The organism is Candidatus Blochmanniella vafra str. BVAF (genome assembly GCF_000185985.2).
Classification (GTDB): Bacteria; Pseudomonadota; Gammaproteobacteria; order Enterobacterales; family Enterobacteriaceae; genus Blochmanniella; species Blochmanniella vafra.
The window spans coordinates 612,126-631,367 of sequence record NC_014909.2 but is presented as its reverse complement, the minus strand read 5'-3'; the positions used below and the strand labels follow the sequence as shown (position 1 = coordinate 631,367).

Genomic DNA, 19,242 nt, shown 5'->3' with positions numbered 1-19,242 from the left:
TGGAATAGGTAATTTAAGAAGAAGAGTTTGTGTAGACACTTGAACACATGCGTTTCAGTAAGATTTTAAAAATAAAGTAATGGTTTTTAATTACCGTTCTGTAGTTAGTGAATTGAGGAATGGTGTGTTGATTTTTAAAAATTGAAGAGTTTGATCATGGCTCAGATTGAACGCTGGCGGTAAGCTTAACACATGCAAGTCGAGCGGCAAACGGGAAGTATGCATTTTCATTTTTAAATGAAGATGTGTGTTTTGTCTGGCAAGCGGCGAACGGGTGAGTAAAATCTGGGGATCTACCCGAAGGAGGGGGATAACTGTTGGAAACGACAGCTAATACCGCATAAAGTCGATGAGACCAAAGTAGGGGACTTTTTTTGATTGTTTTTTTCAATCAATATGGGAAGAAAGTAGTTAAAATTGGCCTTACACCGTCGGATGAACCCAGACAGGATTAGCTAGTAGGTAAGGTAATGGCTTACCTAGGCGACGATCCTTAGTTGGTTTGAGAGAACGACCAGCCACACTGGAACTGAGATACGGTCCAGACTCCTACGGGAGGCAGCAGTGGGGAATATTGCACAATGGGGGAAACCTTGATGCAGCTATACCGTGTGTGTGAAGAAGGCCTTAGGGTTGTAAAGCACTTTCAATAGGGAAGAATTTAGTTTTGCTAATATCAAAATTAGTTGACGTTACCTATAGAAGAAGCACCGGCTAACTCCGTGCCAGCAGCCGCGGTAATACGGAGGGTGCAAGCGTTAATCGGAATTACTGGGCGTAAAGAGTACGTAGGTGGTTTATTAAGTCAGATGTGAAATCCCTGAGCTTAACTTAGGAACTGCATTTGAAACTGATAGGCTAGAGTTTCGTAGAGGGGGGTAGAATTCCAGGTGTAGCGGTGAAATGCGTAGAGATCTGGAGGAATACCAGTGGCGAAGGCGACCCCCTGGGCGAAAACTGACACTCAGGTACGAAAGCATGGGGAGCAAACAGGATTAGATACCCTGGTAGTCCATGCTGTAAACGATGTCGATTTGAAGGTTGTGACTATAAGTTGTGGCTTTCGGAGCTAACGCGTTAAATCGACCGCCTGGGGAGTACGACCGCAAGGTTAAAACTCAAATGAATTGACGGGGGCCCGCACAAGCGGTGGAGCATGTGGTTTAATTCGATGCAACACGAAGAACCTTACCTACTCTTGACATCCAAAGAACTACATAGAGATATGTGGGTGCCTTCGGGAACTTTGAGACAGGTGCTGCATGGCTGTCGTCAGCTCGTGTTGTGAAATGTTGGGTTAAGTCCCGCAACGAGCGCAACCCTTATCCTTTGTTGCCAACGAGTAAAGTCGGGAACTCAAAGGAGACTGCCGGTGATAAACCGGAGGAAGGTGAGGATGACGTCAAGTCATCATGGCCCTTATGAGTAGGGCTACAAACGTGCTACAATGGCGTATACAAAGAGAAGCGATCTTGTGAAAGTTAGCAAACCTCATAAAGTACGTCTTAGTCCGGATTGGAGTCTGCAACTCGACTCCATGAAGTCGGAATCGCTAGTAATCGTGGATCAGAATGTCACGGTGAATACGTTCCCGGGCCTTGTACACACCGCCCGTCACACCATGGAAGTGGGTTGCAAAAGAAGTAAGTTGTTTAACCCTGCTGTAATAAAGGGAGGGCGCTTACCACTTTGTGATTCATGACTGGGGTGAAGTCGTAACAAGGTAACCGTAGGGGAACCTGCGGTTGGATCACCTCCTTACTTAAGATGATGTATGTAAGTAGGGTGTCTATCACAAGTTAAGTTGATATTTTAACAAAGAAAGTAAGTTTGTAATAGGGAAAGTGTTTTGTTAGATTTTTTTATGTATGATGATGTAGATGAATCTAGATAAAGAAGAGTCCCCTTCGTCTAGAGGCTTAGGACACTGCCCTTTCACGGCGGCAACAGGGGTTCGAAGCCCCTAGGGGACAGAGTTAGTAAAATAGGGGTGTAATTTTTTTGTTTAGTTTTTTGTTCTTTAACAAAGTGGATGTATTGGTTTTACATACTATATGAATAGTATTTTCATATATTAATGTGTGCAATATACAAAACCGAAAATAATACTGCTATAAAATAGTAACAACAGGTAAGTGTGTTTACTTGCGTGTTGAGTTTTTGTGGAAAAAAGAGGTCTCAAGTATTGCGAAGTTAAGTGATGTAAGCGTATACGGTGAATGCCTTGGCAGTCAAAGGCGAGGAAGGACGTGCAGATCTGCGAAAAGTATCGGTGAGCTGATTTGAAGCGTTATTAGCCGGTAATATCCGAATGGGGAAACCTAATGCAATTTAAGTTGTGCATTATCATTTAGTAAATTCATAGCTAAATGAAGCAAACCAGAGGAACTGAAACATCTTAGTACTCTGAGGAAAAGAAATCAATTGAGATTCCCGTAGTAGTGGCGAGCGAACCGGGACTAGTCCAGAGCGTGTAATATTACTTATTTATGTATTAAGAGAATAATTTGGAAAAGTTAGCAATATAGGGTGATAGCCCCGTATCTGAAAATATATTAATTTGTAGGCTCAGTGAGTAGGACGAGACACGTGGTATCTTGTCTGAAGATGGGGGGACCATCCTCCAAGACTAAATACTCTTGACTGACCGATAGTGAACTAGTACCGTGAGGGAAAGGCGAAAAGAACCCCGGTTAGGGGAGTGAAATAGAACCTGAAACCGTATACGTACAAGCAGTAGGAGCAAGTTTTAATTTATATTATATTAATTTTTGTTAATATGGATTAGTATAAATTTGTGACTGCGTACCTTTTGTATAATGGGTCAGCGACTTATATTCTGCAGCAAGGTTAACTGATTAAGGGAGCCGTAGGGAAACCGAGTCTTAACTGGGCGTCTTTATAGTTGCAGGATGTAGACCCGAAACCCGGTGATCTAACCATGAACAGGTTGAAGGTTAGGTAATACTGACTGGAGGACCGAACCGACTAATGTTGAAAAATTAGCGGATGATTTGTGGTTAGGGGTGAAAGGCCAATCAAACCGGGAGATAGCTGGTTCTCCCCGAAAGCTATTTAGGTAGCGCCTCGTAAATTCATCTTTGGGGGTAGAGCTCTGTTTCGATTAGGGGTTCAAACCGAGCTACCAACTCGATGCAAACTGCGAATACCAAAGAATGTTATTACGGGAGACACACAGCGGGTGCTAACATTCGTTGTGGAGAGGGAAACAACCCAGATCGCTAGCTAAGGTCCCTAAATCATAATTGAGTGGGAAACGATGTGAGAAGGCTTAGACAGCCAGGATGTTGGCTTAGAAGCAGCCATCATTTAAAGAAAGCGTAATAGCTCACTGGTCGAGTCGGCTTGCGCGGAAGATGTAACGGGGCTAAATTATGTACCGAAGCTGCGACAATAACAGTTCTTGTTTTTATTTATTCACTAAAATTTTATAAATATCATTTTTTGGGGGAATGGGTAAGGATAAGTATTTCATATTGGGTAGGGGAGCGTTCTGTAAGCCTGAGAAGGTATGTTGTAAAGCATGCTGGAGGTATCAGAAGTGCGAATGCTGACATAAGTAACGATAAAACAGGTGAAAAACCTGTTCGCCGAAAAACTAAGGGTTCCTGTCCAACGTTAATCGGGGCAGGGTAAGTCGACCCCTAAGGTGAGGCCGAAAGGCGTAATCGATGGGAAACAGGTTAATATTCCTGTACTGGATGTAACTGCGATGGGGTAACGGAGAAAGCTAGGTTCGCCGAGGATCGGTAGTCTCGGTTTAAGCAAGTGGATGGAAGAATTAGGAAAATCCAATCTTCATACATTAAGATGTGATGACTAACCATTAAGTTGGTGAAGGAATTGATGCTATGCTTCCAAGAAAAACCTCTAAGCTTTTCAGGTTATATCTAATCGTACCATAAACCGACACAGGTGGTTAGGTAGAGAATACTAAGGCGCTTGAGAGAACTCGGGTGAAGGAACTAGGCAAAATGGTGCCGTAACTTTGGGAGAAGGCACGCTAATATGTAGGTGAAAGAATATATTTAATTATATACTTCTGGAGCTGAAGTTAGTCGAAGATACCAGCTAGCTGCAACTGTTTATTAAAAACACAGCACTGTGCAAACACGAAAGTGGAAGTATACGGTGTGACGCCTGCCCGGTGCCGGAAGGTTAATTGAGGGGGTTATTTTTTTGATAAAAGAAAAGAAGCTCTTGATCGAAGCCTCGGTAAACGGCGGCCGTAACTATAACGGTCCTAAGGTAGCGAAATTCCTTGTCGGGTAAGTTCCGACCTGCACGAATGGCGTAATGATGGCTAGACTGTCTCCACCCGAGACTCAGTGAAATTGAATTCGCCGTGAAGATGCGGCGTACCCGCGGCAAGACGGAAAGACCCCGTGAACCTTTACTATAGCTTGATACTGAATGTTGAATTTTGATGTGTAGGATAGGTGGGAGGCTGAGAAGTAAAGACGCTAGTTTTTATGGAGCCATCCTTGAAATACCACCCTTTAATATTTGATGTTCTAACTTCGATCCGTTATCCGGATTAAGGACAGTGTCTGGTGGGTAGTTTGACTGGGGCGGTCTCCTCCTAAAGAGTAACGGAGGAGCACAAAGGTTAGCTAATTACGGTTAGAAATCGTAAGGTTAGTGCAAAGGCATAAGCTAGCTTAACTGCGAGAACGACGGTTCGAGCAGATGCGAAAGCAGGTCTTAGTGATCCGGTGGTTCTGTATGGAAAGGCCATCGCTCAACGGATAAAAGGTACTCCGGGGATAACAGGCTAATACCGCCCAAGAGTTCATATCGACGGCGGTGTTTGGCACCTCGATGTCGGCTCATCACATCCTGGGGCTGAAGCAGGTCCCAAGGGTATGGCTGTTCGCCATTTAAAGTGGTACGCGAGCTGGGTTTAGAACGTCGTGAGACAGTTCGGTCCCTATCTGCCGTGGGCGTTGGAAGATTGAGAGGGGCTGCTCCTAGTACGAGAGGACCGGAGTGGACGCACCTCTGGTGTTCGGGTTGTCATGCCAATGGCATTGCCCGGTAGCTATGTGCGGAAAAGATAACCGCTGAAGGCATCTAAGCGGGAAACTTGCCTCAAGATGAGTCTTCCCTGAGGATAGATGAAAATCATCCTCCTGAAGGGACGTTAAAGACGATGACGTTGATAGGTCGGATGTGTAAGCATTGTGAAATGTTCAGCTAACCGATACTAATGGACCCGTGAGAACTTAACTTCGCAATATTTGAGATCTTTTGTAGCTTAAAATTAATAGAAAATCAATTGAGATCAAAAAGGTTATTAATAAAAAATTTTTACGATAATTATTAAATTTATAATAATTTGTTTATTAGTTTATCAAATTTAATTTGACGTATTCGAAGAATCAATCGTTTAATTTTTGCAGGATAATCAGAAATATTTTGTAAGGATGTATAATGAGGGATTAGATAGGTATAAGATTGAATTTGATTTAATTCCTGTTTTTTTTGATGTATTAGTTCGTTTAATGGATCGTGAATGAGTAAGGCATTTTCTAAATCAAATCGTAAGGCTCTAGGATTTAGATTACTTCCAGTAATTAATTGCCATTCATCATCAACCCATATGCCTTTAATATGATATCCATTATTGCCTGCTTTCCATAAGCGAATAATTAGTTGTTTATTATCAATAAAATTTTGTAATTTTTTTACAAACAAACGTAAATTAATTTCGTATAAGTATGGTAAAGCATTAATAAATTTAAATGGTTCATGTTCTTGATTAGCATTGTAAAAATCATTTGCAATTTTATCGCCTACAATAATCTCTATAATTTTATTTTGATGTAATAATGAATGTATTATACGAATGAATGTATTGGGTATGTTGAAATAAGGAGTACAAAAAATTATTTTATGTTTTACTGAAGATATTAAATGGTATATTGTTTGATTAAGTATACTATTTTTACCTAATCCAACTAAAGGAGAAATTGAAAGTTCATTAAAATTGGCATTATTTGTATAATTATAAGTAAATTTTCGTAATTTGTTTCTAAATATTAAAATTTTATTTTTATTTAATTTGGGTAAAAGCTCGTGTTGGTTAAATTTTTTAGTTACTTTAGAATTTAATAATGTTTTTTCAATATATTCTAACATTGTATAGGATAAAATTTTGTTTTTTATAATATGGTAACGATCGTGTCGATATTTATCATAGATATGTAAATATTCGTTATTTAAATTAGCTCCACTATACAATATAGTATCATCAATAATAAAGCCTTTTAAATGTAAAACTCCTAATATTTCACTAATATTTATTGGAATTCCGAATATTGCAATATCAGTATGTGGATATTTATTAATAATATCATTATACCAGTATATGTTGGTATAATATGTAGATTCACCAAATCTTCCTCTTTTAGCTCTGTACCAATCAACTACAATTTTAATTTGTATTGATGGACGAATTTTTTTTACATTTAAGATAGCATTTATGATGTTTTGCCCTCCTTGATCATTTTCTAAATATAAAGCAACAAGGTAAATATGCTGATAAGCTTGATAAATAGCATTTAATAGTGCTGAATAAAATTCCTTAGGGCTGTATATAACTTTAAAATCTTTAGATTTTTGTGTGATTTTTGGTAATTCTATTAAAAATTTATTGTGTATATTATAATTGAGTTGATTTTTACTTTTTTTTATTTTGTGAAACACAAATATACCTATTTGTTATGAAAATAAATTAAAGTTAAAACTTTATAATTATTTATTACATATTAAAATATGCTGCCATTATATGGGTTTTAACGTTAATGTTTTACTGTTTGTGAAAAAATATTAATTAAAATAATGCCAGTAATTATTAATATGATACCAACAATAGAATAAATATCTATTTTCTGATTATAAAAAAAATATCCCACAAAAGTAATAAATATTATACCTAATCCAGCCCAATAAGAATAGGCTATACCCATAGGTATGGTGCGTAATACCAATGATAATAATATAAAAGATAAAGAATAACCTATTATTACTACGACAGCAGGGCAAAATTTACTTAATCCTTCAGAAGCTTTTAATGAAGTTGTAGCAATTACTTCTGAAATAATAGCAACGAATAAATATAAGTAATCCATATAAATTTATTTTATTGATAATTGAAATATATAGAATAATTTGGTTTGAGATTAGCTGGTTTAAAAATAACAAACACTTTAATTTTGATTTTTATAAAATCTTTTTGGGTTAAAAAACAAGAATTTTAAATTCTTTTTAAATTTTATATAATGGTGGAGCTGGCGGGATTCGAACCCGCGTCCAGAACTTCTTACAGCTTATAGTTACTACATGTTTAGATCTTATATGAGTTTCATTGAAAATAAATTAAGATCAATTTTTAATTCAACTAGCTTTTAATTTTTATTTTTCGTTATGTGTAAAAGCGCACTTATAACGAGCACTCTTATTATTTTATAACCTTTCTTTGTATTTTATACTTCAGTGTATCTTAATATATTATACACTATACGAACCTAAAATTAAGAGTAATTTTTAGTTCGGAAAGGGAATCTCCAATGGTTTAGTTTGGTTAAGCTGCTAGCGCAGCAGATTCATTGTAATTGTAATTTGCAATTATTTTTCGAGATTTTTTTTCGAGGCCTATCTCCCCTCGACATGCACTTTAAACTTAAGATATTCCGTCAAATCCAAAATCAGCCCCTAATATAAGTAATTTTTATTATATCATCAAAATTATGTAAATACAAATACTATTGTCTATATTTAACAAGATTTTGTTTTTTAGATTTCCATTCATTTGAATGAACAATATTTCTTTTGTCAAAATTTCTTTTTCCTTTAGCTAATCCAATAGTAGCCTTTATCCATGAATTTTTCCAAAATAGATTTATAATTACTATGGTATATTTATAACGCTTAATTTTTTCTTTTAAAAATAGTAATTCTTGTTTTTTTAATAATAATTTTCGAATACGATTCGTATCATAAATTGGGTTATTATTTGTGTTTATTTTTTTAAAAAAAGAATTATATATGAATGCTTCTTGGTTTTGAAAAGATATGTAACTATTATCAATAACCACTTGTTTAGATCGTATTGCTTTCACTTCCCATCCTAATAATACTAATCCAGACTCTATTTTTTTTTCAATAAAGTATTTATGATATACACCTTTATTTTGTATGATTTGCTTAGAGTATGATTGATTCATTTTTTTTGATTTAAATAAATAGTAAATACTAATTTTTAATATTATTATGTATCCTATTCGGGATATAAGATACAACAGATATTTTTATATTTATTTATTGTACATACATAAATATCATTATTTAGCAATAAGAAAATGTTATATATTGAAATAATAAAATAAAAATGTGTTATGTTAAATGTTTAGCTTTAGTTCCTTACAGTGTAGAACAAATGTTTTGTTTAATCAATGATGTTGGGGCTTATACTGAGTTTATTCCGGGGTGCAATTTAATACATGTTATACAACAAAGTGATACTGAATTGATTGCTGAAATTCATTTTACTGTGAGTGGAGTAAAGCAATCTGTAATTACTCATAATTTTTTTACGAAAAATAAGAGTATTATAATTTATTTAATAAATAGTCCATTTAAATCATTTTATGGTTGTTGGCAATTTGTACCTGTAACTAATGTAATTTGTAAAATAGAGTATATTTCTTATTATGAATTTAAATCTGTTTTATTTAAAAAGTTTTTTAATTATTCTTTTCAGAAAGTATATAAAAATATAATAAAAATATTTATTTTAAGAGCTAAGAACATATATAGTTGTTTCTAAAAAGTTATTTTAATTTTTTTATTATTTTAATTACGATTCAATAAGTAGATAGAGTCAATATTCTAATTATGATTATTTTTTTTAATGTTATTTAAAATATTGAAATCAGTTAATATATCATTATTATTGAATGTTAGAATAACAGTTTGATATTGTAATTTACCATTAATATATTGGTGATATATGTAATACCATATGTTTGATCCGAAACAATTTTTTAAGGTCGGAGTTATACCAATATTTGAAAGAATTTCAGATTTTGTCATACCGATACGAATTTTTTGTATATCTTGTGATTGAAGGTACGAGCCTTGTTTTGTATTTAAATAATTTAAATGATAATTAATTTGATTTATGGAGCTACAGTTAGAATTTAATAGAATCCATATATAGTAATATATATGGATTCTATTAAATGGGTTCCATTTTTTTTTTAGTTTAATGTGTGGTTTTTTATCCATTTTTTTGGATTTATTTGTATGTGATGAATAGTATTGATAAAATTTATTATAATGAACTTTAATTTTTTTTGTTAATATAAGTAAATACATCAAATTTTTTATCTAATTATTTTTTTGACCATCCGAGTTTTATAGTTAAATTTTTAAAATAATTATAAGTATTAGGATGTATGAGATCGAGAAAATAATTACTGCGTTGTATTAAAATTTCTTTTTTTCCATAAATATTAATTGGAGCCTGGTTATCACATCCTAATCTGATTTTTGATATAAATTGAGAAAATTTTAAAGAAATTATACTTTTGTTGTCAACTACGATTGGTCGTGATGATAAGATATGTGGACATATTGGAATTAAAATAACTGCATTTATTGCAGGAGTGACAATTGGTCCTCCAGCAGAAAGAGAGTATGCGGTAGATCCTGTTGGTGTAGCAATAATTAAACCATCTGATCGAGAGGAAAAAATAAATTTATTATTAATGTATAATTTAAATTTAATTAATTGCCTAATTGTATTAGTATGTAAAATAACTTCATTAATAGCGGTACCTAATTTGAATACGGTATTGTTACGTTTTATTTTTACATCTAATAAAAAACGTTTTTCATTAGTAAAGTTTCCTGTTAATACTTTTGATAATTCTGCTAATGCAGATTTGGGATGTAAATCAGCAAGAAATCCTACAGTTCCTAGATTAATTCCAATTATTTTAATGTTATATCTAATAAGAATATTTGCGGCTCTTAATATATTTCCATCTCCACCTATAATTATTGCTAAATCAGCGAGATTTCCTATATCTTTTAAATTGCCTATAATTGCTTTACGTGCATGTAATAAATTAGCAGTATGTTGTTCTATTATAACCTTAATTCCTTTTTTATGCAACCAGTTATATAATGTATAATATATATGTATTGCCTGGGGGTAATAAGTATTCCCTATAAGACCAATGGTGTGAAAAATAGAAATAGTCATGTTATTTTGAGCCTTTTTTGTATAAATTATATTTTTTATTCATTATAAATGAGTCTTGAATACCTGCTATTCATCCTTATAATAACTGAATTATAAAATATATAATTAAGAAACGGAGAAAATTCATGATAGATAATAATAAAGATAACCTTGATGATAAGATTGCTTGTTCTAATGCAGTAAATTTGAAAGAAGAGTCGTCAGAATCTACCTCCAATATCAATAATATTATTGATTTAAAAAATGATCAAATTATTAAATTAGAATTGCAGTTATCTCAACTGAAAGAACATGAAAGAGATACTGTTTTACGTCTTCAAGCTGAAATAGAAAATATTCGTAGACGTAATATACAAGAAATAGAAAAAGCTCATAAGTTTGCCTTAGAGAGATTTGTGGCAGAATTATTACCAGTGATTGATAATTTAGAACGGGCATTAGGTATGGTTGATCGTACTAATAATTCTTTTTCTATGATTGTAGAAGGCATTGATTTAACTCTAAAATCGTTTTTGGATACTGTGTATAAATTTGGAGTAGAATCTATACATGAAATTCATGTTCCATTTAATCCTGAAATACATCAGGCAATATCTACAATAGAGTCAAAGGAATGTCAGGCCAATCAAGTATTAACGATTATTCAGAAAGGATATTTGCTTAATGGAAGATTGATTCGGCCGGCTATGGTGACCGTATCGAAATCTAAATGTTGAAGTTGTTTATTATTGAATAAGTTAAATAATAATTATTTATATATGTGATCATTATGTAACCATTTTTATATAAAATATGATTAATTTTGTGATGAGTGTAAGAAATTTTCTTATTAAGAAAATCATAAATTATGAATATTTTTAGTGTATCGTTTATATATGCAGATAATAAATCCTTAATATGCTTTTATGTTTTGTATTGATAAGTTTGGTATAGGATTTAGGGGGATGCTGCGAATAAATAAATATTATTTGTTCGAATTAAATATAAAGCAGATTAAAATTTTTACAATTTCCAATTAATAGTGTTTTTATTATGTTTTAATAAAAGTGCATTAGTTTTAGAAAAATGTTTGCATCCTAAAAATCCATAATGTGCTGATAGAGGGGAGGGATGCGCAGCACTTAAAATATAATGTTTTTGTGTATTTATAATTTTACCTTTTCTTTTAGCATAATTACCCCATAGTAAAAATACAATATTTTTTTGATAGATATTAAGTATATGTATGATTTTATCAGTAAATTTTTCCCATCCAATATATGCGTGAGAACAACTCTTTCCTTGTTCAACGGTTAAAATACTATTTAATAATAAAACTCCTTCTTTTGCCCAAGATAGTAAGTAACCATGTTTTGGAGTAATAAAATCAGAAATATCGGTTGATAGCTCCTTATAAATATTCTTTAACGAAGGAGGTGGAGTAATTCCAGGAGAAACAGAAAAAGCAAGTCCATGTGCTTGATTAGGTCTATGATAGGGGTCTTGTCCTAGTATTACAACTTTTACAGATTCAAATTCGGTAAAACGAAACGCATTAAAGATATCAGTGGATTTAGGATAAATAGTGATCCCTAATTTATTTTTTTGGTTTAAAATATTAAATATTTTTTTAAAATAAGGAAGTTTTGTTTCTTTTGATAGCAAAAGTTTCCAGGTTAATCTTTGATTCATAAAAATAATTTTTATATAATAAATTTGTTAAGTATAGCATTGATGTTTATATTAATAATGTAAATATTGTTATTTATATCGATATTATAAATATTTACATTTATAATATATGTAGTTTTAGTCAATATGGAGAAAGTCAAATATATAAAATGAAATATATACGTAATTTTTCTATTATTGCTCATGTTAATCATGGTAAATCAACATTATCTGATCGATTTATTCAAATGTGTGGGGGGCTGAATGAACGTGAAATGAAATCACAAGTTTTAGATTCTATGGATTTAGAACGCGAGCGTGGTATTACTATTAAATCTCAAAGTGTAACTTTAAATTATGTTTCTAAAAATGGAGAAAGGTATAAGTTAAATTTAATAGATACTCCTGGGCATGTTGATTTTACTCATGAAGTATTTCGTTCCTTATCAGCATGTGAAGGTGCTTTATTAGTAATTGATGCATCTCAAGGTATTGAGGCTCAAACTGTAGCTAATTATCAAATTGCTATGGAAATGAATTTAAAAGTTCTTGTGATTTTAAATAAAGTAGATTTATTAACGGCAAATATTGAGCAAATGTCTAGGACAATACATAATGTTATTGGGACTAATATAAAAGATATAATTTTATGTTCTTCAAAAACTGGTTTTGGAGTATCTAAAATATTAGAATGTTTAATTGATAATGTTCCTCCTCCTCAAGGTGATCCTAATGCTCCTTTGCAAGTATTAATCATTGATTCATGGTTTAACAAGTATTTAGGGGTGGTGTCATTAATATGTGTTAAAAATGGAGTTATACATAAAGGTGATATGCTAAAATCTATGAGCACAGAAAAAATTTTTGTTGTAGAGCAAATAGGTATATTTACTCCAAAACAAATAGAATGTGCCTTATTGCATTGTGGAGAAGTAGGATGGTTAGTGTATGCTTCTAAGCATATTGCAAGCGCTGAAGTAGGAGATACTTTAACTGCAGTGGCAGATCCAGCAAAAGTGGCGTTACCTAAGTTTAAAAAAGTTCAACATTGTGTATACTCAGGGTTGTTCCCTGTTGGATCTACAACACATAAATTTTTTTCTGATGCTTTGTATAAATTAAGTTTAAATGATGCATCTTTACATTATGAACCGGAAAACTCGGAATATTTAGGATTGGGTTTTCGTTGTGGATTTTTAGGTTTATTACATATGGATATTATCCAAGAAAGATTGAAAAGAGAATATTCTGTAGATTTAGTTGCTACTGCTCCAGAGGTGGCATATGAAATATTAACTATTGGAAATAAGATATTATCTGTAGATAATGCAGCTAAATTTTTATCTATACCTAATATTAAAGAAATACGTGAACCTATTGCTTTGTGTAGTTTTGTATTTCCAAAAATATATTTAGGAAGAATTATTGAATTGTGTACTAAAAAACGAGGTGTTCAAATATCTTTAAATTATAAAAAAGATCAGGTGTCTTTAATTTATGAATTACCTATGTCTGAAATAATATTAGATTTTTTTGATAATATTAAGTCAATTTCTAGGGGATATGCTTCATTTGAATATGAGTTCAAGCGATTTCAGGTATCTGATGTAGTATGTTTAGAGATATTAATCAATGGCAAACGTATTAATGAATTGGCGATGATTACACATCGAACATTAGTGAGAAGAAAAGGTTATGCATTGATAAATAGATTACAATTATTAATACCAAGACAACAGTTTGATATTTCAATTCAAGCAGCTATTGGTAATCGGATTATATGTCGTAATACTGTGAAACAATTAAGAAAAAATGTTACACATAAGTGTTATGGTGGAGATATAACTAGAAAAAATAAATTATTGTATAATCAAAAAATGGGTAAAAAAAGAATGAAACAGTTAGGGAATGTTAGTTTAACTCGAGGAGCTTTTTTATCTCTTTTAAGTAGAAATGACTGAATATTATGTCTTTCAGTGTTTATTTTAATATTTATGTGATAGGTTTATATATATATGATTAATACATTTTCCTTCATTTTAATGTTTATTACAGGCTTATCAGGTATATGTTGGATATTAAAAAAATTATATGTGATTTTTTTGTATAAACGAAATGAATTTAAAAAAATAAATTTAAAAGAAATTCAAAGTGATTGTTGGAGCTCAAATAATGTTTTAAATTTATTTACATTGTTTTTTTCAAAATCATATGAATGTATTTCTTCTATTTTTCCAGTATTATTACTGATTTTTATATTTAGATCATTTATTTTTGAACCATTTCAAATTCCATCTGGATCTATGATGCCTACTTTGTTAATTGGAGATTTAATTTTAGTAAATAAATTTGTATATGGGATTAAAGATCCTATTAATCATAAGACTTTAATTAATTTTAATAAACCAAAACGTGGAGATTTAGTAGTTTTTAAATATCCTAAGGATTTAAAATTAAATTATATTAAAAGAGTAATAGGTGAACCTGGGGATAAAATAATTTACAATATAATAAGTAAAAAATTAATAATATATCCTATAGATGATCATGGTGAATATAGCAAAGAATTATCAATTACTTATAGTAATATTATGTTAAGTAATTTTGTTCAGACTTTTTACAAATCTAGAACTGGAGAAATAAATACAAATTTTATAAAAATTGAGGATGATTCGGTAAAAGATTATCCTGATGGAATTAGATTGGTTGAAACTGTGGAATCATTCGGTGGTTTAAAACATAATATTTTAACCATGATTTCACCTGGAGATATTAGGTTTATGAAAATGTATGATCAACATTCTAGTCATTTAGTATCTGAGTGGATTGTTCCTAAAAATGAATATTTTGTAATGGGTGATAATAGAGATAATAGCTCAGATAGTCGTTATTGGGGGTGTGTGCCTACTCAAAATATTATTGGAAAAGCTGTAATGATTTGGTTGAGTTTAAAAAAACAAGAAAGACAATGGCCTACTGGTATACAGTTTAATAGAATAGGAAATATAATACGATGAAAATTGATAATATATATATAATTTGGTAAGTTTATGAGATGCATATAAGTTTTTTGAGTGTTTTTTATATATGAGTTCTTTAGATTTTAATGTACTTCAAGGAAAATTAGGATATTTTTTTTGTAAATTAGATTTATTAGAATTAGCTTTAACACATAGAAGTTTTAGTAATCAACATAATGAAAGGTTGGAATTTTTAGGTGATGCTATACTAAATTATGTGGTTGCTAATCTATTATATCATAGATATAATTGTATTAGTGAAGGCGATATGAGTAGAATACGGTCGAATTTAGTATGTTCTAAAACTTTAGTAAGGTTAGCTAAAGAATTTAATGTGGGGGAATATTTAAAATTAGGACAAGGAGAATTAAAAAATGGTGGAATTAGTCGCGAGTCTATTTTATCGAATACAGTTGAAGCAATAATAGGAGGGGTATTTTTAGATAGTAACATGAAAACTGTAGAAATACTAATTAATAATTGGTATTTATGTCATTTAAATGCAATAAATTTTATGAATAAACAAAAAGATCCTAAAACTCGTTTGCAAGAATATTTACAACGACATGGTTGTCCTTTGCCTATATATTATGTAAATCGAATTCAAGGTAAAGCGCACAGTCAGATGTTTACTATATTCTGCCAGATTAGTCAATTAACAGATCCATCAATAGGGTATGGATCTAGCATACAAAAAGCTGAACAATCAGCAGCAGAAAATGCTTTAAAAATATTAATACAAAATGAAGATTGTGAAGGATAATTTCGATTGTAATATACACATCAAATCTTTTATTGAGAAATAATTTTTTATTTAAGTAAATAATGTAGATTATATAATTTTATTAGATGTATAAATGTTATTTTTGGGGGGGTATTAATAGTAATTTAATGTATTAAAATTATTTGTTTTTTTGTATCCTGCTTAGGAAGAGGAGGAAGGATACATGGATTGTGTTTTATGAATTTTATTATGTTAAATTAATGTAATTAAAAGTGGGTGGGTATATTAGTGTAAGGTAAATTATACAGAATTTTATGTGAGTTGAGTTATGTCTGACGTATTGTTAGCTTTAAATGTTGATCATATAGCAACTATAAGAAACTTGAGGGGAACTAAATATCCTGATCCTGTGCATGCTGCGTTCATCGCAGAAAAATCAGGAAAGATAGATGGTATTACTGTGCATTTAAGAGAAGATAGAAGACATATTACAGATCGAGATATTAAATTGCTTCGAGAGACTATACAGACTACTATGAATTTAGAAATTGCAGTAGTAGATGAAATGATCAATATTGCATATCAAATAAAACCTGATTTTTGTTGCTTAGTTCCTGAAAAACGTCAAGAACTTACTACTGAAGGTGGATTAAATTTAATTAATCAGGTCAATAGATTAAAAGATGTAGTAAGTAAATTGCAAGATGTTGGAATTCGAGTTTCGTTATTTATTGATCCTGATGAAAAACAAATAGATGCGGCGTGTTTAATTGGAGCTGCATGTGTGGAATTACATACAGGATTATATGCTAATGCTTTAAATAATAATAATATTAGAATAATTGATACAGAATATAAACGAATAGCAAATAGCATAAAGTATGCTGACAATTGTGGATTAATAGTAAATGCTGGTCATGGACTTAATTATAGTAATGTACAAGCTATTTCAAAGTTTATTGAAATACAAGAATTAAATATAGGACATTCTATTATAAGTAGAGCTATATTTGATGGTTTATTGCAAGCAATATTAGATATGAAAACATTATTAATAGAATCAAGGAGGATCCGTAGTGATTCATGGAATAGGAATGGATATAATAGAAATAGATAGGATAAAAAAAATAATAGTGCGGAGTGGAGATAAATTAGCTCAACGTATCCTTAGTAAATTAGAATTAGAGATTTATTATCAAAAAAAAAATTCTGTTTATTTTTTATCCAAGAGATTTGTTGCAAAAGAAGCAGCATCGAAAGCATTTGGGACGGGTATGAAACAAGGAATAGCTTTTAATCAATTTGAAATATTTAATGATGATTATGGACAACCGGGGTTGCGTTTTTTTTCTTGTGCCGCCCAGTTAGCTGAAAGATTGGCTTTGAAAAAGACATATGTTACTTTAACTGATACTCGTGTGTATGCTTGTGCAGTAGTAATTTTAGAGTGTTAATATTATAATTTTTTTATTTTTATCTAAAAAGCGCAGTGAATTTGATTCATAGATTTGCAATCTATTCTTTTAAAAATAATAAAGAAAATAGATATATTAAAAAATAATATGAGTTTTAATGATTTATTTTGTAAATTATTTACTTTGATTACCATCGTAATTTCAAAATATATGCATTATGTTTGATTTGTTGGATATGGATATAATATGGATGCGTTATGCTATAACCTTAGCTAGTGTTGCGGCTTTGTCTGGAAATGTTGCAATAGGAGCGGTATTGGTATATGATGGTAGACTTGTGGGGTACGGGTATAATGCTGCATTAATATTTCATGATCCTAGTGCGCATGCAGAAATTATAGCATTGCGTGTAGGAGGGAATTATTTAGGTAATTATCGGTTGTTGAATACTACTTTGTATGTAACTATGGAACCGTGTATTATGTGTGTTGGGGCAATAATTAATGCTCGTATTCATAGATTAGTGTGTGGAGCAATAGGGAATAAAATACGATGGATAAATTTATTAAGGATTAATTATTTTATAGATCATGCCATGATTAATCATCAGTGTGATATAAAAACAGGGGTGTTATCTGAAGTTTGCTCTAAACAGATAAGGGATTTTTTTAAATATAAACGTTAAATATGTACTGAATAACATTCAGTTGTGCGTAATAGTCTTATAATTTAGATTGAGGTATGTAAATATAATAGTAATATATAAAGTAGGTTATTAGGGTTAGGATGTGTATAGTTGTATTAATTTGTGTATTATTGTATAGTTCTTTTTTATGGTGTTGATTATTGTTTAGTAGTTGATATATGCATGATGATATTGAAGTATGGAATATAATAAAAAAAGAAATCATTAGACAGGAACAACATATAGAATTAATTGCTTCTGAAAGTTATATTAGTCCTCAAGCTATGAGGGCTCAAGGTTCTGCTTTTACTAATAAATATGCAGAAGGATATCCTGGGCATCGTTATTACGGAGGATGTGAGTATGTTGATTTAATTGAACAATTAGCTATAGATAGAGCTAAAAAGTTGTTTTCTGCTAAATATGTTAATGTACAACCCCATTCTGGTTCTCAGGCAAATTTTTCTGTTTATAATGCTTTATTAAATCCTGGAGATACAATAATAGGCATGAATTTACAACATGGAGGACATTTGACTCATGGATCAAAGGTAAATTTTTCAGGAAAATTATATAATACTGTGTTTTATGGATTGGATGAATTTGGAAATATTGATTATGAACAATTACAATGTTTAGCGCAAATACATAAACCTAGAATGATAATAGGTGGATTTTCTTCATATTCAGGTATTGTTAATTGGGATAAAATGCGAGAAATTGCTGACTCTGTTAAAGCGTATTTTTTTGTTGATATGGCCCATGTTGCTGGTTTAGTAGCGGCTGGAGTGTATCCTAATCCAATTCCTTATGCTCATGTTGTAACAGCTACCACACATAAAACGTTGTCTGGACCAAGAGGAGGAATGATTTTATCCAATGGAAGTAGTAGTAATAGTGCAAATAATTTAGATTTTTATAAAAAAATAGATGCCTCAGTATTTCCTGGATCACAAGGTGGTCCTTTAGTTCATGTTATTGCAGCTAAAGCTATAGCTTTTAAGGAGGCAATGACTTTAGATTTTAAGAGATATCAAAGACAAGTGGTAGAAAATGCTCAAGTAATGGCTAGAGAGTTTTCTTTGCGTGGATTTAAAGTAATTTCTGGTGTCCCGCAGAATCATTTATTTGTGTTAGATTTAACGAATCATAATATTACTGGACAAGATGCTAGTTTAGCTTTAGAACGAGCTAATATTATTGTTAATAAAAATTGTATTCCTAATGATAGTAGACCTCCTTTTATTACTTCTGGGATACGTATTGGAACCTCTGCTATAACTAAGCGTCGATTTAATAATGATGATATTTTAGAATTATCTGAATGGATAAGTGATATTTTAAAACAAATAAATAATGAAAAAATTATTTTAACTATAAAAGAAAACGTATTAAAAAAATGTAATTTATATCCAGTGTATTCGAAGATAAAAATATGAGATTTGTACAACGGA

Annotated in this window: 15 protein-coding genes, 1 tRNA gene, 2 rRNA genes and 1 other RNA gene; 12 read left to right on the top strand and 7 right to left on the bottom strand. The window is 31.2% G+C overall.

Going from position 1 to position 19,242, the window contains the following annotated elements:
- Positions 1–138 precede the first annotated feature (138 nt).
- From BVAF_RS02755 to BVAF_RS02745, 3 genes are all read left to right on the top strand, one after another.
- A 16S ribosomal RNA gene (locus tag BVAF_RS02755) occupies positions 139–1,761 on the top strand.
- 139 nt (positions 1,762–1,900) lie between these two features.
- Positions 1,901–1,973 (top strand) — tRNA-Glu (locus BVAF_RS02750).
- Positions 1,974–2,192: 219 nt separating this feature from the next.
- A 23S ribosomal RNA gene (locus BVAF_RS02745) occupies positions 2,193–5,253 on the top strand.
- Together the 16S and 23S rRNA genes with 1 tRNA gene alongside form the textbook arrangement of a ribosomal RNA operon.
- Positions 5,254–5,349: 96 nt before the next feature.
- Here BVAF_RS02745 and pssA read toward each other — a convergent pair.
- The 4 genes from pssA to smpB form a co-directional block, all read right to left on the bottom strand.
- Entirely contained in the window at positions 5,350–6,729 is a 1,380-nt protein-coding gene (gene pssA / locus BVAF_RS02740) for a CDP-diacylglycerol--serine O-phosphatidyltransferase (RefSeq protein WP_013516859.1), read from the bottom strand.
- A gap of 95 nt (positions 6,730–6,824) precedes the next feature.
- Positions 6,825–7,154, bottom strand: a complete 330-nt coding sequence (locus BVAF_RS02735) for a DMT family transporter (protein ID WP_013516858.1) — start codon at positions 7,152–7,154, stop codon at positions 6,825–6,827.
- Between the two features lie 151 nt (positions 7,155–7,305).
- Positions 7,306–7,738: a transfer-messenger RNA gene (ssrA, locus tag BVAF_RS03140) on the bottom strand.
- 49 nt (positions 7,739–7,787) lie between these two features.
- A complete protein-coding gene (smpB, locus tag BVAF_RS02730; RefSeq protein ID WP_013516857.1) occupies positions 7,788–8,249 on the bottom strand; it encodes an SsrA-binding protein SmpB in 462 nt (153 codons plus the stop codon).
- 164 nt (positions 8,250–8,413) lie between these two features.
- Here smpB and BVAF_RS02725 point away from each other — a divergent pair, with 164 nt between their 5' ends.
- Positions 8,414–8,851: a type II toxin-antitoxin system RatA family toxin gene (locus BVAF_RS02725; RefSeq protein ID WP_013516856.1), complete on the top strand. Its 438-nt coding sequence runs from the start codon at positions 8,414–8,416 to the stop codon at positions 8,849–8,851.
- Positions 8,852–8,913: 62 nt separating this feature from the next.
- On the opposite strand, the gene bamE is transcribed toward BVAF_RS02725, so the two are convergent.
- Both bamE and nadK read right to left on the bottom strand, forming a co-directional pair.
- The gene (gene bamE / locus BVAF_RS03260) at positions 8,914–9,312 is read right to left on the bottom strand and encodes an outer membrane protein assembly factor BamE domain-containing protein (protein WP_013516855.1); all 399 of its coding nucleotides are present in this window, start codon (positions 9,310–9,312) and stop codon (positions 8,914–8,916) included.
- A gap of 106 nt (positions 9,313–9,418) precedes the next feature.
- A complete protein-coding gene (gene nadK, locus BVAF_RS02715; protein ID WP_013516854.1) occupies positions 9,419–10,294 on the bottom strand; it encodes an NAD(+) kinase in 876 nt (291 codons plus the stop codon).
- A gap of 125 nt (positions 10,295–10,419) precedes the next feature.
- Here nadK and grpE point away from each other — a divergent pair, with 125 nt between their 5' ends.
- Positions 10,420–11,010 (top strand): nucleotide exchange factor GrpE, encoded by a 591-nt coding sequence (gene grpE, locus BVAF_RS02710; RefSeq protein ID WP_013516853.1) that lies wholly within the window; start codon positions 10,420–10,422, stop codon positions 11,008–11,010.
- Positions 11,011–11,296: 286 nt separating this feature from the next.
- Here the strand turns inward: grpE and ung are convergent, their stop codons facing one another.
- Positions 11,297–11,965 carry a uracil-DNA glycosylase gene (gene ung / locus BVAF_RS02705; protein WP_013516852.1) on the bottom strand — a complete coding sequence of 223 codons (669 nt, stop codon included), beginning with the start codon at positions 11,963–11,965 and terminating at the stop codon, positions 11,297–11,299.
- 149 nt (positions 11,966–12,114) lie between these two features.
- Between ung and lepA the strand changes: the two genes are divergently transcribed.
- From lepA to glyA, 7 genes are all read left to right on the top strand, one after another.
- Positions 12,115–13,905, top strand: a complete 1,791-nt coding sequence (lepA, locus tag BVAF_RS02700; RefSeq protein ID WP_013516851.1) for a translation elongation factor 4 — start codon at positions 12,115–12,117, stop codon at positions 13,903–13,905.
- Between the two features lie 54 nt (positions 13,906–13,959).
- The gene (lepB, locus tag BVAF_RS02695; protein WP_013516850.1) at positions 13,960–14,961 is read left to right on the top strand and encodes a signal peptidase I; all 1,002 of its coding nucleotides are present in this window, start codon (positions 13,960–13,962) and stop codon (positions 14,959–14,961) included.
- Positions 14,962–15,031: 70 nt separating this feature from the next.
- Positions 15,032–15,727 carry a ribonuclease III gene (gene rnc / locus BVAF_RS02690; RefSeq protein ID WP_013516849.1) on the top strand — a complete coding sequence of 232 codons (696 nt, stop codon included), beginning with the start codon at positions 15,032–15,034 and terminating at the stop codon, positions 15,725–15,727.
- Between the two features lie 289 nt (positions 15,728–16,016).
- Complete coding sequence (pdxJ, locus tag BVAF_RS02685) at positions 16,017–16,805, top strand: pyridoxine 5'-phosphate synthase (RefSeq protein ID WP_013516848.1); 789 nt, start codon at positions 16,017–16,019, stop codon at positions 16,803–16,805.
- Positions 16,783–17,142: a holo-ACP synthase gene (acpS, locus tag BVAF_RS02680; RefSeq protein ID WP_044026137.1), complete on the top strand. Its 360-nt coding sequence runs from the start codon at positions 16,783–16,785 to the stop codon at positions 17,140–17,142. Before pdxJ ends, acpS begins: the two co-directional genes overlap by 23 nt.
- Positions 17,143–17,320: 178 nt before the next feature.
- Positions 17,321–17,788, top strand: a complete 468-nt coding sequence (gene tadA, locus BVAF_RS02675) for a tRNA adenosine(34) deaminase TadA (protein WP_013516846.1) — start codon at positions 17,321–17,323, stop codon at positions 17,786–17,788.
- Positions 17,789–17,967: 179 nt separating this feature from the next.
- Entirely contained in the window at positions 17,968–19,227 is a 1,260-nt protein-coding gene (gene glyA, locus BVAF_RS02670; RefSeq protein ID WP_013516845.1) for a serine hydroxymethyltransferase, read from the top strand.
- The last annotated feature ends 15 nt before the right edge of the window (positions 19,228–19,242 follow it).

Bases quoted from the DNA above. Each gene is read 5' to 3' on its own strand.
- BVAF_RS02735 (WP_013516858.1), bottom strand. From the start codon at position 7,154: ATGGATTACTTATATTTATTCGTTGCTATTATTTCAGAAGTAATTGCT.
- smpB (WP_013516857.1), bottom strand. From the start codon at position 8,249: ATGAATCAATCATACTCTAAGCAAATCATACAAAATAAAGGTGTATAT.
- BVAF_RS02725 (WP_013516856.1), top strand. From the start codon at position 8,414: ATGTGTTATGTTAAATGTTTAGCTTTAGTTCCTTACAGTGTAGAACAA.
- bamE (WP_013516855.1), bottom strand. From the start codon at position 9,312: ATGGATAAAAAACCACACATTAAACTAAAAAAAAAATGGAACCCATTT.
- nadK (WP_013516854.1), bottom strand. From the start codon at position 10,294: ATGACTATTTCTATTTTTCACACCATTGGTCTTATAGGGAATACTTAT.
- grpE (WP_013516853.1), top strand. From the start codon at position 10,420: ATGATAGATAATAATAAAGATAACCTTGATGATAAGATTGCTTGTTCT.
- ung (WP_013516852.1), bottom strand. From the start codon at position 11,965: ATGAATCAAAGATTAACCTGGAAACTTTTGCTATCAAAAGAAACAAAA.
- lepA (WP_013516851.1), top strand. From the start codon at position 12,115: ATGAAATATATACGTAATTTTTCTATTATTGCTCATGTTAATCATGGT.
- lepB (WP_013516850.1), top strand. From the start codon at position 13,960: ATGATTAATACATTTTCCTTCATTTTAATGTTTATTACAGGCTTATCA.
- rnc (WP_013516849.1), top strand. From the start codon at position 15,032: ATGAGTTCTTTAGATTTTAATGTACTTCAAGGAAAATTAGGATATTTT.
- pdxJ (WP_013516848.1), top strand. From the start codon at position 16,017: ATGTCTGACGTATTGTTAGCTTTAAATGTTGATCATATAGCAACTATA.
- acpS (WP_044026137.1), top strand. From the start codon at position 16,783: ATGGATATAATAGAAATAGATAGGATAAAAAAAATAATAGTGCGGAGT.
- tadA (WP_013516846.1), top strand. From the start codon at position 17,321: ATGTTTGATTTGTTGGATATGGATATAATATGGATGCGTTATGCTATA.
- glyA (WP_013516845.1), top strand. From the start codon at position 17,968: ATGCATGATGATATTGAAGTATGGAATATAATAAAAAAAGAAATCATT.